The sequence below is a fragment of the Brachybacterium sp. AOP24-D1-21 genome (assembly GCF_052378665.1).
Classification (GTDB): Bacteria; Actinomycetota; Actinomycetes; order Actinomycetales; family Dermabacteraceae; genus Brachybacterium.
Genome location: NZ_JBQSXX010000002.1, coordinates 722,441 through 736,688, shown reverse-complemented (window position 1 = coordinate 736,688; position 14,248 = coordinate 722,441). Strand labels below are relative to the sequence as shown.

11 protein-coding genes and 1 pseudogene are annotated in these 14,248 nt (G+C 70.3%); 6 read left to right on the top strand and 6 right to left on the bottom strand.

What is annotated here, in order from left to right; all coding sequences use genetic code 11:
• Nucleotides 1-496: 496 nt before the first annotated feature.
• The 4 genes and pseudogenes from metG to ACT3UF_RS18015 all read left to right on the top strand — a co-directional run bounded on the left by metG (nt 497) and on the right by ACT3UF_RS18015 (nt 4,283).
• Nucleotides 497-2,296, top strand: coding sequence for a methionine--tRNA ligase (gene metG, locus ACT3UF_RS18030; protein ID WP_441442895.1), 1,800 nt, complete (start codon nt 497-499; stop codon nt 2,294-2,296).
• A gap of 77 nt (nt 2,297-2,373) precedes the next feature.
• A pseudogene (locus ACT3UF_RS18025) lies at nt 2,374-2,499 on the top strand (hypothetical protein); the annotation flags it as partial.
• A gap of 103 nt (nt 2,500-2,602) precedes the next feature.
• On the top strand, nt 2,603-2,749 hold the full coding sequence (locus tag ACT3UF_RS18020; RefSeq protein WP_441442894.1) for a hypothetical protein: 147 nt from the start codon (nt 2,603-2,605) through the stop codon (nt 2,747-2,749).
• 70 nt (nt 2,750-2,819) lie between these two features.
• Nucleotides 2,820-4,283 (top strand): sugar porter family MFS transporter, encoded by a 1,464-nt coding sequence (locus ACT3UF_RS18015; RefSeq protein ID WP_441442893.1) that lies wholly within the window; start codon nt 2,820-2,822, stop codon nt 4,281-4,283.
• A gap of 13 nt (nt 4,284-4,296) precedes the next feature.
• Here ACT3UF_RS18015 and ACT3UF_RS18010 read toward each other — a convergent pair whose 3' ends face one another.
• From ACT3UF_RS18010 to ACT3UF_RS17985, 6 genes are all read right to left on the bottom strand, one after another.
• Nucleotides 4,297-6,165, bottom strand: a complete 1,869-nt coding sequence (locus ACT3UF_RS18010; RefSeq protein ID WP_441442892.1) for a transketolase — start codon at nt 6,163-6,165, stop codon at nt 4,297-4,299.
• Nucleotides 6,166-6,286: 121 nt separating this feature from the next.
• Nucleotides 6,287-7,018: a PIG-L deacetylase family protein gene (locus tag ACT3UF_RS18005; RefSeq protein WP_441442891.1), complete on the bottom strand. Its 732-nt coding sequence runs from the start codon at nt 7,016-7,018 to the stop codon at nt 6,287-6,289.
• A 10-nt stretch (nt 7,019-7,028) separates the two neighbouring features.
• Entirely contained in the window at nt 7,029-8,138 is a 1,110-nt protein-coding gene (locus tag ACT3UF_RS18000) for an FAD-dependent oxidoreductase (protein ID WP_441442890.1), read from the bottom strand.
• Nucleotides 8,139-8,188: 50 nt separating this feature from the next.
• The gene (locus ACT3UF_RS17995; protein ID WP_441442889.1) at nt 8,189-9,493 is read right to left on the bottom strand and encodes an O-acetylhomoserine aminocarboxypropyltransferase/cysteine synthase family protein; all 1,305 of its coding nucleotides are present in this window, start codon (nt 9,491-9,493) and stop codon (nt 8,189-8,191) included.
• A 68-nt stretch (nt 9,494-9,561) separates the two neighbouring features.
• A complete protein-coding gene (locus ACT3UF_RS17990) occupies nt 9,562-10,215 on the bottom strand; it encodes a DNA-3-methyladenine glycosylase I (RefSeq protein ID WP_441442888.1) in 654 nt (217 codons plus the stop codon).
• A gap of 15 nt (nt 10,216-10,230) precedes the next feature.
• Nucleotides 10,231-11,091: a siderophore-interacting protein gene (locus tag ACT3UF_RS17985; protein WP_441442887.1), complete on the bottom strand. Its 861-nt coding sequence runs from the start codon at nt 11,089-11,091 to the stop codon at nt 10,231-10,233.
• 75 nt (nt 11,092-11,166) lie between these two features.
• Here ACT3UF_RS17985 and ACT3UF_RS17980 point away from each other — a divergent pair, with 75 nt between their 5' ends.
• Nucleotides 11,167-12,690 (top strand): phytoene desaturase family protein, encoded by a 1,524-nt coding sequence (locus ACT3UF_RS17980; protein ID WP_444501906.1) that lies wholly within the window; start codon nt 11,167-11,169, stop codon nt 12,688-12,690.
• A gap of 62 nt (nt 12,691-12,752) precedes the next feature.
• Nucleotides 12,753-14,243, top strand: coding sequence for a peptide MFS transporter (locus ACT3UF_RS17975; RefSeq protein WP_442332437.1), 1,491 nt, complete (start codon nt 12,753-12,755; stop codon nt 14,241-14,243).
• Nucleotides 14,244-14,248 lie beyond the last annotated feature (5 nt).

Genomic DNA, 14,248 nt, shown 5'->3' with positions numbered 1-14,248 from the left:
CCCGGTGGAGGTCCGGACGACGGCGTGAGGGTGTGGTGGGGCGCCGCCGTCAGCGGCGGGCGCGGGGACGCGCGATCAGCATCGCGCTGGAGATTCGGCAGCACATGATTCCATCCTAGGCACACCCGACCGAAAGCGTCACGGGAATATCTCCTCCCTGTGTCACCCCTACGTTGACGGTCATGACTCCCTCCCTGCAGCAGTTGCGCGAGTTGGTCGACCAGCGCAGATCGAGCGCCGGGTGCTCGCCGAGCTGCGGAGATTCCGCGACCGGGGGAACGGCAGTATTCGTGTTGGCCAACGGCACTGACCGGGTCCCTGCGGAACTGCGCGAGCTCGGGCTCGACGGGTCCTCGGCACGGAGATGCTTCCCTCGCAGATCGTGCTGCTCGACGACTCCGAGGGACACGTGCGCGGTGCCGAGTCAGTCGGCTGGCAGGCAATCCTGCATCGCGCGGGCTAAGGGGCGCCCGCCCCTCCTCTAGAATCGACTGCTATGAGCACAGTCCTGTCCGCAGTCGCCTGGCCGTATGCCAATGGTCCCCGCCACATCGGCCACGTCGCCGGCTTCGGCGTCCCCTCCGATGTCTTTTCCCGCTACATGCGGATGGCCGGCCACGACGTGCTCATGGTCTCCGGCACCGATGAGCACGGCACCCCGATCCTGGTCGCCGCCGACTCCGAGGGCATCAGCGCTCGCGAGCTCGCCGATCGCAACAACCGCCTGATCGTCGAGGATCTGGTGGCACTGGGCCTGTCCTATGACCTGTTCACGCGCACCACCACCCGCAACCACTACCAGGTGGTGCAGGACATGTTCGTCACGGTGCGGGACAACGGCTACATGGTCGAGCAGGTCACCTCCGGCGCGATCTCCCCCTCGACAGGACGCACCCTGCCGGACCGCTACATCGAGGGCACCTGCCCGATCTGCGGTGCCGGCGGAGCGCGCGGCGACCAGTGCGACACCTGTGGCAACCAGCTGGACCCCACGGATCTCATCGACCCGGTCTCGCGCATCAACGGCGAGACCCCGAAGTTCATCGAGACCTCCCACTGGTTCCTCGACCTCCCGGCCCTGGCCGGGGAGCTGGGCCACTGGCTGGACGAGCGTGAGGCCACCGGGCTGTGGCGCCCGAACGTGATCCGCTTCAGCCAGAACATCCTCGAGGACATCCGGCCGCGGGCGATGACCCGAGACATCGACTGGGGCATCCCTGTGCCCGGCTGGGAGGACCAGCCGAACAAGCGTCTGTACGTCTGGTTCGACGCGGTGATCGGCTATCTCTCCGCCTCGATCGAGTGGGCGCGCCGGTCCGGTGACCCGGAGGCGTGGCGGACGTGGTGGAACGACCCCGAGACCCTCGCCTACTACTTCATGGGCAAGGACAACATCGTCTTCCATTCCCAGATCTGGCCGGCGGAGATGCTCGCCCAGAACGGGAAGGGCGACAAGGGCGGCGCGCCGGGGAAGTTCGGCGAGCTGAAGCTGCCCACCGAGGTGGTCTCCAGCGAGTTCCTCACCATGGAGGGGAAGAAGTTCTCCTCCTCCAAGGGGATCGTCATCTACGTCCGCGATGTGCTCGAGCGCTACCAGCCCGATGCCCTGCGCTACTTCATCTCCGCAGCAGGGCCGGAGACCCATGACGCGGACTTCACCTGGGTCGACTTCGTCTCCCGCACCAACAACGAGCTGGTCGCCGGCTGGGGCAACCTCGTCAACCGCACCGCCGCGATGATCGCGAAGAACGTCGGCGAGATCCCGGCCGCCGGGGAGTTCGAGGAGATCGACACCGCGCTGCTGGACCAGATCCGCGAGGGCTTCACGACCGTCGGCGGTCTCATCGAGGCGCACCGTCAGCGGGCGGCGATCGCCGAGATCATGCGCCTGGTGGGCGAGGCGAATGCGTACGTCTCCCGCACCGAGCCGTTCAAGATGAAGGCGGAGGAGCAGCGTCCCCGCCTGCTCACCGTGCTGCATGTGCTCGCCCAGGCCGTCACCGACCTGAACACCATGCTGGCCCCCTTCCTGCCGCAGTCCGCGAATGCGGTCGAGAAGGCGCTCGGTGGGACGCGCCAGATCGCACCGATGCCGCGCATCGACGAGGTCGAGGATCTCGACGGCGGGCCCGGCTACCCGATCATCACCGGGGATTACACGGACGTGCCCGCCTGGGGGCACCATCCCGTCGGCGTCGGCCAGCAGGTCGTCAAGCCCACCCCGATCTTCACCAAGCTCGACCCGGAGACGGCCGCGGCGGAGCTCGAGCGCCTCGAGGCCGCGGCAGAGGCCTGAGCCCGACATGTGACTCCCAGCCTTCTGTAGTCACACTTTCTCACCAAAGTGCTACTGCAGTGCGTGTGTGAGCACATATCCGGCGACCCCGGTGTCCGTGCCTCCCGTCGGCCGCCGCCCTGCAGGACCTCCTGGCCTTCATCGCACGGGATGACCTGCCGATCCTGCTCCACTCCGCGATCGCCCATGCACAGTTCGAGACCCTCCACCCCTTCACCGACGGCAATGGCCGCGCCGGACGCGCCCTGGTCCACGCGATGCTCAGCGGCAAAGGGCTGCTGACCACCACCGCCCCGGTCTCCGCCGATGACCGCGCAGCGCGCGCTGGCTCAGCTCACGGAGTCCGGGGCGCTCCGGGAGGCGACCGGCCGCTCGCGGAACCGCGTCTGGCAGCATCGCGGGATCCTCCGAATCCTGGACGCCCATGCCGCCGAGGTGCGCCGCTCCCGCTGACTGATGAAGGGACGCCCTACGAGGGGATACTGTGGAGCACCTCACATCCTCGGCAGGGAGGCGACGCATCATGTCCACACCCGCAGCACGGTCCGGAGGCGGCCAGGCACCGTCCCAGAGCCTGAACCCCAAGGTCGTCGTCATCAGCGTGGCGGCCGCCGTCGGCGGCTTCCTGTTCGGCTTCGACACCTCGGTCATCAACGGCGCCGTCAACGCCCTCTCCGACGAGTTCTCGCTCGGCGCGGGCCTGACCGGCTTCGCCGTCTCCTCCGCCCTGCTCGGCTGTGCCGTCGGCGCCTGGTTCGCGGGCACCCTCTCGAACCGCTACGGGCGGATCCCGGTGATGGTGATCGCGGCGACCCTGTTCTTCATCTCCGCGATCGGCTCCGGGTTGGCCTTCGGGGTCTGGGACCTGATCATCTGGCGCGTGGTCGGCGGTCTCGGCGTCGGTGCCGCGAGCGTCATCGCCCCCGCTTACATCGCGGAGGTCGCCCCGGCGAAGTTCCGCGGCCGGCTGGGCTCGCTGCAGCAGCTGGCGATCGTGCTCGGCATCTTCGTCGCCCTGCTGTCCAACGCCGTGATCGCGAACACCGCCGGAGGCGCGGCGGAGTCGTTCTGGTTCGGGGTCGCCGCCTGGCGCTGGATGTTCATGATCGAGTCGGTCCCGGCGGCGATCTACGGGATCATGGCGCTGTTCCTGCCGGAATCACCGCGTTACCTGATTGGCAAGGGAGAACTGGATCGCGCCTCGAAGGTGCTCTACGACTACACCGGTGAGCTCGACGTCAACCTGAAGATCGAGCAGATCCGCAAGACGCTCGAGCGGGAGGACAAGGAGAGCCTTCGTGACCTGCTCGGTGGGCGGTTCGGCCTCAAGCCGATCGTCTGGCTGGGCATCCTGCTGTCGCTGTTCCAGCAGCTGGTGGGCATCAACGTCATCTTCTACTACTCCACCACGCTGTGGCAGTCCGTCGGCTTCGACGAATCCCAGGCCCTGCTGACCAGCACCATCACCTCGGTGATGAACATCGTGGCGACGATCATCGCGATCCTGCTGGTGGACCGGGTGGGCAGGCGCCTGATGCTGCTGGTGGGCTCCGCCGGGATGACCGTGTCGCTGGGGCTGATGGCGCTCGCCTTCTCGTTCGGGGAGGTCGCCCCGGGCACCGAGACGATCGCGCTGCCCGATCCGTGGTCCACGGTGGCCCTGATCTCCGCGAACGCCTTCGTGATGTTCTTCGGCACCACCTGGGGCCCGCTGGTCTGGGTGCTGCTGGGCGAGATCTTCCCCAACAAGATCCGTGCCTCCGCCCTCGCCGTCGCGGCGGCGGCGCAGTGGGGTGCGAACTGGGCCGTCTCGGCCTCCTTCCCGACCCTGTCGAACATCGGGCTGACCTTCGCCTACGGCATCTACGCGGCCTTCGCACTGCTGAGCCTGGTCTTCGTGTTCCTCTGGGTGCCGGAGACGAAGGACCGCGAGCTGGAGGACATGGACTCCCTCGAGCTCGGGCGGCGCCGCCGGAACGGCGGCTGAGCGGCCCGGGCGCTCACCCCTCCAGGGTGGCCCGCGCCGCCGCGGCGATGTGCGCGGCGTCGATCCCGGCCCAGTCCAGCAGCTCCGCGGGCGTGCCGGAACCGGGCACGCCGTCGACGGCGAGGTGCTTGAGGTGCAGGTCGGTGAGCGGTTCGGCGGCCAGCGCCGCGAGCACTGCCGCGCCCAGACCGCCCTCGGCGTGGTGGTCCTCGGCCACCACGATCCGCCCACCGGTCGCGGCGACGGCCTCGCGCAGGCCCTCGGCGTCGATCGGCTTGATCGAGTAGGCGTCGATCACCCGGGCCCTGATCCCCTGCGAGGCGAGGGCCTCCGCGGCGGCCAGCGCCTCGTGGAGCGTCACCCCGGCGCCGACCAGCGTGACGGCATCCTCCGGGGAGCTGCGCAGGGTCTTCGACCCGCCGACGGGGAACGACTCCTCGGGCCCGTAGAGCACGGGATATCCACCGCGTGTGGTGCGCAGGTAGCTCACCCCTGGGATGTCGGCCATCTCCACCACCAGTGCTGCCGTGGACGTCGCGTCGCTGGGGTAGAGCACGGTCGAGCCCTGGGTCGCGGCGATCATCGCGAGGTCCTCGAGGCCCATCTGCGAGGGGCCGTCGGCGCCGATCTCGACCCCCGCGTGGGAGCCGACCAGTCGCAGGTCGACCCGGGAGACCGGGGCCATGCGGAGGAAGTCGGCGGCACGGGTGAGGAAGGCGGCGAAGGTCGAGGCGAAGGCGAGGTATCCGCGGGTGGAGAGCCCGGTGGCCGCCGCGACCATCTGCTGCTCCGCGATGAACATCTCGAAGAAGCGCTCGGGATAGGCCTCGACGAAGTCGGCGACACCGGTGGAGTTCGAGACCTCCCCATCCAGGGCGACCACCCGGGGATCGACCTTCGCGAGGGCGACCAGCGCCGGACCGTAGGCCTTCCGCGTCGCGACCTCCTCGCCCCTCTCGAAGGTGGGCAGCTCCACCGTGCCGCGCAGGGTGCGGTCGGCCGGCTCGATCTCGGGCGGCTTCTGGCCGCGCACCAGCAGGGACCTCTCGCCGCCGAGCGTCGCGATCGCCTCCTCGGACTTCTCCTCGGGCATCGGCTTGCCGTGCCAGCCGCTCTCGTCCTCGACGCCGGGGATGCCCTTGCCCTTGATCGTGCGGGCGAGGATCACCAGCGGCTTCTCGAGCTCGCCATCGGCCAGCGCCAGCGCCTCGTCGATCTTCGTGACGTCGTGCCCGTCGATGATCACGGCCTTCGCGCCGAAGGCCTCGACCCGGGCGGCGTAGGTGCCGAGGTCCCAGCCGAGCGCGGTCTCGCCGCGCTGGCCGAGCCGGTTCACGTCCACGATCGTGACCAGGTTGGTCAGCTGATAGTGCGATGCGGTGGCGAAGGCCTCCCACATGGAGCCCTCGGCCAGTTCGCTGTCCCCGGTGAGGACCCACACCCGGTAGGGGGCCTGCTCCAGGTGCTTGCCGGCGAGTGCGATGCCGACCCCGTCGGGCAGTCCCTGCCCGAGCGAGCCGGTGGCGACGTCCACCCAGGGCAGCACCGGGGTGGGGTGGCCCTCGAGTCGCTGGTCGAAGCGGCGGTAGCCCTCCATCAGTTCCTCATCGCTGATGACTCCGGCGGCTCGGTATACCGAGTACAGCAGCGGTGAGGCGTGGCCCTTGGAGAAGATCAGATGGTCGTTGCCGGGAGCCTCGGGGGCGTCCCAGTCGTAGCGCAGATGCCGCGCCATGAGGGTGGCCAGCAGATCCGCGGCGGAGAGGCTGGAGGTGGGGTGGCCGGACCCAGCGCTCGTCGAGGCGCGGATCGAGTCGACGCGCAGCTGGGCGGCGAGTTCTGGGACCTGGTCGAGTGCGAGGCCGTCGTGCAGGGTGCTCATCGTGACTCCTTTCGAGGCAGATCGTGCCTGGTGCCTCCACCGTAGGAGCCCGCCGCCGAGACCGGCAACCAACGACGACCGAGCGGTCGGTGGCGCGTCAGTGGCGCTCAGCGGTCGGAGGTCAGAGCTCGAACACCCGCAGCACCACCGCGTGCTCGCTCCCTGCGGCCTCTCCCCCACCGGTGAGGATCCCGGGGATGAACTCCTCGGGCAGCGGGTGCCCCGCAACGTGGGCGAGATACGCCTCGTGGGCGCGCAGCGAGTCCACCGCCGCCTGCACCTGCCCGGCGTCGACGCTCTTGGCATGGGTCGGCGCAGGATGTCCGGCCACGAGCAGGGCGCGGGCGCTCCACGCCTCGAGCCCCTCGACCTCACCCAGCTCCCGGAACACCCACGGGTTCGCGGCGTCGCGGGTGCCGTCCACCGCGGCGAGACCGGCCGCACGGTGGTCGGCCTGGTTGAGGCCGCCGTACGCCTCGACCTCGAAGTTCGTCGTCAGCACCAGGTCCGGCCGCACTGTCCGCACCACCCGGGCGATGTCCCGGCGCAGGGCGAGAGAGCCCTCGAGCATCCCGTCCGGGTGATCGAGATACCGCAGATCGGAGACCCCGACGATCTCGCAGGCCCGGCGCTGCTCCCGCTCCCGCAGAGGGCCGACGACATCCGGTTCCTCGGCCATCCCGGCTTCACCACGGGTGAGCAGCAGGTAGCTCACCTCGACCCCGGCTGCAGTCCAGGCGGCGACGGCGGCCGAGGCCCCGTACTCCATGTCGTCGGGATGGGCGACGATGCACAGCACGCGCCGCACCCCATCCTCGGGCAGTGGGGGCAGGGTCTGCGGCGTCTCGTCCATGGCCTCCACCCTAGGCGGGCTGGCGCTCGGCGGCGAGGTCTTTGACCAGGCGCTTCACGGCGGCCCGGCCAGCACGGTTGGCACCGATGGTCGAGGCGCCGGGGCCGTAGCCGATCAGATGGATCCGGGGATCACGGGCCACGGCGGTGCCGTCCATCATGATGCCTCCGCGACGATTGTGCAGGGACAGCGGCCGCAGATGGCGCAGCTCGTGTCGGAACCCGGTCGCCCACAGCAGCACGTCCAGCGACCTCGCTGAACCATCTGCCTCCTGCACCCCGTCCGGCGTGATGGCCGTGAACATCGGCCGACGCTCGAGGATCCCGCGGCGCTGAGCCTCTCGCAGTTCCGGGGTCCAGGCCAGTCCGGTCGCGGAGACGACGCTGCGCACCGGCAGTCCCTGCTGCACCCTCTCGGTCACTCCGGCGATGACCTCGCGTCCCACCTCTTCGGTGAAGGGTCGGTCCGCGAGGACAGGCTCCCGGCGGGTGTACCAGAAAGTCGCGCCCACCTCGGCGATCTCGAGCAGATGTCCCAGCGCGCTGATGCCACCGCCGATGATCCCCACCCGCTTCCCGGTGAAGTCCTCGGCGCTGCGGTAGTCGGCGGTGTGCAGCTGGCGGCCGCGGAAGTCCTTCGCCCCCGGGTAGGCGGGCCGGAACGGCCGGGTCCAGGTACCGGTCGCGTTGAACACGGCGCGCGTCCGCACCGGGGCCCGCCGCATGCCATCGGCTCCGACGGAGTGCACCAGCAGCGGGAGCTGCCCGCCGACATCAGGATCCGCCGACGGATCGTCCTCCACCAGCGTCACTCGCACCGGACGCTCGATCGGCACCTCGAAGCGCCGCTCGAAGTCCTCGAAATACGCCGGCACAGCGAGGTTCGAGGGCAGGTGTCCTGCCGCCTCGACAACGGGCATGCCCGGCAGCTCACGGATTCCGTTCACCGTCGCCATGGTGAGGCTGTCCCAGCGGTGGCGCCAGGCCCCGCCCGGGCCCTCCTCCGCATCGAGGATCACGACCTCCAGCCCGCCTCGCCGCAGCAGGTGATATGCGGCGGAGAGCCCCGCCTGTCCGGCGCCGATCACCACCACATCCGCGGTGCGCGCTGAGCTCTCCATACCGGGCACAACGGCACCCGCTCACGAGTTCTTCCCCGAGGCGACGGGAGTCACGCCTCCGTCGGCACCGCCGTGCTCACCGCCTGGGCCGCCTCGAGCCCCCGCACGAGATCCGCCCACAGATCCTCGAGGTCCTCGAGCCCGACGCTGAGCCGCACGGTCCCCGGCCCGACTCCGCAGGCAGAGCGCTGACCCTCGCTCAGGTGCGAATGGGTGGTGGTCCCGGGATGACAGACCAGGGAGCGGGCATCGCCGAGATTCACCGCGATGGTCCACAGCGAGAGCGCATCGCAGAAGGCCGCGGCCGCCGCCTCTCCCCCTGCGAGCTCGAGGGAGAACACCCCGGAGGTGCCCCGCGGGAAGTCTCGCCGCGCGAGGTGCGCATCCGGGCGACCCGGGATGCTGGGGTGCTCGACTGCGCTCACCCCCGGCAGCCCGTGCAACCTGCCCGCCAGCGAGGCGGCGTCCGCGCTGACCTTGCCCATCCGCAGGTCGAGGGTCTCGATGCCCACCAGGATCTGCTGGGCGCTCGCGGCGGGCAGGGCGGTGCCGAAGTCGGTGACGTACTTGGCGCGGGCGTAGGCCAGCAGGCCGGAACCTCCGCGCCGGTACTCGTCGGAGAAGGTCACGCCGAAGCGCCGGTTCGGGGTGGTGAGCCGCTGCCAGCGCTCGGGTCGTCGGCGCGGATCGAAGCGGCCGGTGTCCACGATCAGCCCGGCGATGGTGGTGCCGTGCCCGCACAGGTACTTGGTGGCGGAGTGCACCACCAGATCGGCGCCGTGTTCCCCGGGCCGGTAGAGGGCGGGACTGGCGAGCGTGGAGTCGACGACCACGGGGACGCCATGCGCATGGGCGATGGCGGTCAGCGCGGCGAGGTCCACCAGCTGGGCGCCCGGATTCGCGATGGACTCCACGATCGCCGCCCGGGTGCGCTCGGTGAAGGCGGCCTCCCAGGCGACGAGATCCCACGGATCCGCGACCGTGCAGGTGACACCGAAGTCGGCGAGGGTGTCGTCGAGGAGCTCGGTGGTGCCTCCGTAGAGCCGTGAGGAGGCGACCACGTGCCCCCCGGGGGCGGCCAGCGCACACAGCGCGATCGTGGTCGCGGATTGGCCCGAGGCGACGGCGATCGCGCCGATCCCGTGCTCCAGTGCGCTGATCCGCTGCTCGAGCACCGCCGTGGTCGGATTCCCGGAGCGGGAGTACGCGTAGCCCTCGGCGCGCCGCTCGAACAGCGCCTTGAGCGCGGAGTGGGAGGTCTGAGCGTAGGCGCTCGAGGTGTAGACGGGCGGCGTCAGCGCGTGATGGCCGTCGACGGCGGGAGCCCATCCCGCGTGTATCCCTGCCGTGCTCATGACGCCTCCTCGAGGTCTCCGGTGCTCACCGGATCATCGTCGGACGGCGCGGGGACGGCGCGCGAGATCTATGACGGACTATGGCCCTCCGCGACCACTGTGCCGTCGACTGCTGTGCCGTCGGCGGCCCAGATCCCCGAGCTGCCCCGGCGATGGGAGCCCAGCAGGTGGGTGTCGACCACCCCCAGCGCCTCCATCAGCGCGAACATGGTGGTGGGGCCGACGAACCGGAAGCCGCGGCGCTTGAGCTCCTTCGCCAGCGCCACCGATTCGACGCTCGTGGTGGGCACCTCCGCCGGGGTGCGGGGCAGCGGAGTCCGCGCCGGCCGGTAGGACCACACCAGATCCGCGAGCGTGGTCCCCGGGCCTCGCTCGTCCCGCAGCGCGATCGTCGCGCGAGCATTGGAGATGGTCGCCTCGATCTTCCCGCGGTGCCGGATGATGCCCGCGTCCCCCAGCAGACGCTCGACGTCCTCGGAGCCGAAGCCCGCGACGGCCTCGATGTCGAAGCCCACGAAGGCCCGCCGAAAGCCCTCCCGACGGCGCAGGATCGTGGCCCAGCTCAGCCCGGACTGGAAGCCCTCGAGCGCGAGCCGTTCGAAGACGCCGCGCTCGTCCCGCACCGGCATCCCCCACTCGGTGTCGTAATAGAGGCGCAGGTCATCGTGCGTGGACGCCCAGGCAGGGCGGGCCAGCTCGTCGGGTCCGATGATCAGGTCCATGACGGGTGCTCCGTCTCAGTCGTCGATCCTGCCGACCGGCTCGCGCTTCTCCGCCTGGAACTGGTCCTCGATGCGTCCCAGAGCCCAGTAGGCGGAGATCGAGATCTGCGCGCGAGGGATGCCGGACTCCTTCACCAGCACCCGGCGCAGCTGCTTGGTGATGCCCCGTTCGACGTGGCAGAACACCTGCAGGCCGTCGTGGTCGGTGAGGTCGAGCGCGGCGACCGCATCGACCAGCAGCTCGCGCTCGCCGATCAGCCAGTTCAGCTCCACCCCGGCGGGATGCTCGAGCGTGAGGCGGTCCTCCTCGCTCTCGAGCTGGATGAGCACCGTGCCGACCGCACCGGGGGCCATCGTCTCAAGGGCGGCGGCGATCGCGGGGACGGCGGCGTGGTCGCCGATCATCAGGTGACGGCGAGTCTCCGGCTGCGGGGTGTAGCCACCGCCGGCACCGGACATGGCGATGCGCTCCCCCGGCTGTGCCTCGTCGGCCCAGCGGGCGGCGACGCCGTTGTCCTGCCCGTCGCCGTGGAGGACGACGTCGAGCTCGAGACGCTGGTTCTCGTCATCCCAGCGGCGCACGGTGTAGGTGCGGCGCGCAGGCAGCAGCTCCGGGCTGTGCTCGCGAAGCGCCTCCATGTCATACGGGGGCTGCAGGCCGGACGCCGGGTCCGCGATGAGCAGCTTGACGTAGGCGTCGGTGTGCTCGTTGCGGTTCAGCGCGGCGTAGCCCTCGCCGCCGAGGGTGAGGCGCAGCAGGCGTGGCGAGATGCGGGTCTTGCTCAGCACCTCCAGCACGGCCTGGGACTGGGGACGGCGCGCGGAGCGCTCCGCGGCAGTCTCGGCGGGGGCAGGCGATTCAGTGGTGGTCTGCATGTGGTCCAGTTTACGCTACGTGCCGCTTACGTAAATGAATGGGGAGGGAGATCGCACCTCCTCTAGGCTGGGCCGATGAGCACACAGTCCCTGCCAGAGGTCGACGCGGTCGTGGTGGGTTCAGGACCCAACGGCCTCGCCGCCGCCGTCACCCTCGCCCGGGCCGGGCTCTCGGTGCAGGTGCTCGAGTCCCAGCCGACGATCGGTGGCGGTGCCCGCACCCTCGATCTCGGCCTGGCGACCGGGATCGTGCACGACATCTGCTCCGCCGCGCACCCCCTGGCCCTGGCGAGCCCCTTCTTCGAGGCCTTCGACGTGCAGGCCCGCGGAGTCCGGGCGATCGCCCCGACCGCCTCCTACGCCCAGCCCCTGGACGATCAGCCCGCGGCGATCGCCTGGCACGACCTCGAGCGCACCGTGGACGGTCTCGGCGCCGACGGCCCCGCCTGGCGCGCCACCGTCGGCACTCTCGCCCGCCATCAGGACCTGGTCGTCGAGATCGCCCTCGGGGACAAGCGCTCGATCCCATCGGCGCTGCTGACCCCACGGACGCTGCTGGCCGCGCCGGTCTTCGGCGCCCTGATCGGCCTCCAGGGCACCGCGGCGTGGAATCTGCCCTTCCGCACCGAGCGGGCCCGCGCCCTGCTGGGCGGCGTGGCCGCCCATGCCATCGGCACGCTGCCCTCGCTCGCGCTGTCGGCGACCGCGGGGCTGCTCAGCGCGATCGGCCACGGGGTCGGCTGGCCGATCCCCGTCGGCGGCTCGCAGTCGATCATCGATGTCCTGGTGGAGGACCTGCAGGCCCATGGAGGGCAGATCCTCACCGGCCATCACGTGCGCACCTGGCGTGATGTGCCGCCCGCTCGGGCGGTGCTGCTGGACACCCCGGCGGGTGCCGCGGCGGACATCCTCGCGAACCGGCTGCCGGCCTCGCTCGAACGGGCGCTGCGCCGTTTCCCCCATGGCGATGCCGCGGCGAAGGTCGACTTCGTGCTGTCCGGCCCCGTGCCCTGGCGGGATCCCGAGGTGGGTGAGGCCGGGACCCAGCACCTCGGCGGCACTCGCGCGCAGATGGCGCACGCCGAGGCGCAGGTCGCCGCGGGGCGCGTGCCCGAGCATCCGATGGCGCTGGTCAGTGATCCATCGATCGCGGACCCCTCCCGGATCCAGGGCGGACTGCGCCCGCTCTGGGCCTACGCCCATATGCCCGCCGGGGACACCACCGACCCCACGGAGCTGGTGACCCGCCAGATCGAGCGCTTCGCTCCCGGCTTCCGCGACCTGATCGTCGCTTCCCAGGGGATCCCCGCCTCGCAGATGTCCCTCCACAACCCTGCCCTCGTCGGCGGCGACATCTCCATGGGCCGGGTCACGATGACCGGGATGATCGCCCGTCCCACCGCGCGCCTGGATCCCTATCGCCTGGCGGAGACCGGCTGGTACCTGTGCTCCCAGGCGACCCCGCCGGGACCGGGGGTGCACGGCATGTCCGGCTGGCACGCCGCGCGCCGGGTCCTCGCGCACGAGTTCGGCATCCGGGAGCTGCCGGACCTCTCCCCGTCACCGGCGCAGCGAGGTTCTGCCGTTCTCGGCGACTGACGTATCACACAGCCCGCCCCCTGTGTTGAATTGCGATACCACATGTCGCAAGATGGCTCACCGTGAATTCTTCAGACGGCCCTGCACTGGATCCCACCCCTCCCGGCGTGGATCCGCACAACCCCTCCGGCCGCAGCTTCCTGGGTCAGCCGGGACCGCTGGCGAACCTGTTCAGCGTCGAGCTGTGGGAGCGCTTCAGCTTCTACGGGATGCAGGGCATCCTCGCGATCTACATGTATTTCGCCGCCACCGAGGGCGGGCTCGGGATCGACGAGACCGTCGCGCTCGGCATCGTCGGCGCCTACGGCGGTTCGGTGTATCTCTTCTCGATCCTGGGCGCACTGGTCTCGGACCGGTTGCTGGGCCCGGAGAAGACCCTCTTCGGCAGCGCCGTGATGATCATGCTGGGGCACATCGCCCTGGCCGCACTGCCCGGGATCCCCGGATTGATCACCGGTCTGCTGCTGGTGGGCGTCGGCTCGGGCGGACTGAAGTCCACTGCCGCGACCCTGGTGGGTTCGCTCTACTCGCGTGATGATCCGCGACGCGACGCAGGCTTCTCGATCTACTACATGGGCATCAACATCGGCGGCCTGCTGGGCCCGCTGATCACCGGCTTCGCACAGCAGCTGTGGGGCTTCCACCTGGGCTTCGCCCTCGCGGCCGTGGGCATGGCCGTGGGCCTGCTCCAGTACGCGCTGACCCGCAAGGGCCTGCCCGAGAGCGTCCATGCCGTGCCCGATCCCCTGCCGCGCTCGCAGTACCCGCTGTGGGCCGGGATCGCCGCGGGCACCGTGGCGCTGGTGCTGGTGCTGGTACTCACCGGGACGCTGAACGCCGGGAACCTCGCCACCGTCGTCGCGGGCCTCGCGGTGGTCGGCGCGATCGTCATCTTCGCTCTGCTGCTCGCCTCGAAGAAGCTCGACGCCGACGAGCACTCCCGGGTGCTCGCGTTCATCCCGCTGTTCATCGGCACCGCCGCATTCTTCGCACTGTTCCAGCAGCAGTTCACCGTGATCACCCTGTACTCGGACACTCGCCTGGATCGCGAGATCTTCGGCTGGACGATGCCGATCTCGTGGGTGCAGTCCTTCAACCCGTTCTTCATCATCGCGCTGGCCCCGGTGCTGGCGGCGGTCTGGACGAAGCTCGGCCCGCGCCAGCCCTCCACGCCGCGGAAGTTCGGCGTGGGCATCATCCTGATGGGCACCGCGTTCCTGCTGTTCCTGCCGATGGCGTCCGTGGTCAAGGTGCCGGTGATGTGGATCGCGCTGATCATGCTGGTCGCCACCGTCGGCGAGCTGTGGCTCTCCCCCGTCGGGCTCTCGCTCGCCACCAAGCTGGCGCCGCGGGCCTACCCGGTGATGATGATGGCGCTGTACAACCTCTCGGTCGCGCTGGGCACCTCGCTGTCCGGATCGCTGGCGACCTTCTACTCGGCGGAGAACGAGGTGGGGTACTTCGGCGCGCTGGGCGCGGTCACGATCGCGATCGGCCTGCTCATGCTGCTGATCGCCAAGCCCGTGGGCACCGCGATGCGCGGCGTGCGCTGAGCGTC

Excerpts from the sequence above, each read along its gene's own strand:
- ACT3UF_RS17980 (WP_444501906.1), top strand. The coding sequence starts at position 11,167 with ATGAGCACACAGTCCCTGCCAGAGGTCGACGCGGTCGTGGTGGGTTCA.
- ACT3UF_RS17995 (WP_441442889.1), bottom strand. The coding sequence starts at position 9,493 with ATGAGCACGGCAGGGATACACGCGGGATGGGCTCCCGCCGTCGACGGC.
- ACT3UF_RS18015 (WP_441442893.1), top strand. The coding sequence starts at position 2,820 with ATGTCCACACCCGCAGCACGGTCCGGAGGCGGCCAGGCACCGTCCCAG.
- ACT3UF_RS17990 (WP_441442888.1), bottom strand. The coding sequence starts at position 10,215 with ATGGACCTGATCATCGGACCCGACGAGCTGGCCCGCCCTGCCTGGGCG.
- ACT3UF_RS18000 (WP_441442890.1), bottom strand. The coding sequence starts at position 8,138 with ATGGAGAGCTCAGCGCGCACCGCGGATGTGGTGGTGATCGGCGCCGGA.
- metG (WP_441442895.1), top strand. The coding sequence starts at position 497 with ATGAGCACAGTCCTGTCCGCAGTCGCCTGGCCGTATGCCAATGGTCCC.
- ACT3UF_RS17985 (WP_441442887.1), bottom strand. The coding sequence starts at position 11,091 with ATGCAGACCACCACTGAATCGCCTGCCCCCGCCGAGACTGCCGCGGAG.
- ACT3UF_RS18010 (WP_441442892.1), bottom strand. The coding sequence starts at position 6,165 with ATGAGCACCCTGCACGACGGCCTCGCACTCGACCAGGTCCCAGAACTC.
- ACT3UF_RS18020 (WP_441442894.1), top strand. The coding sequence starts at position 2,603 with ATGACCGCGCAGCGCGCGCTGGCTCAGCTCACGGAGTCCGGGGCGCTC.
- ACT3UF_RS18005 (WP_441442891.1), bottom strand. The coding sequence starts at position 7,018 with ATGGACGAGACGCCGCAGACCCTGCCCCCACTGCCCGAGGATGGGGTG.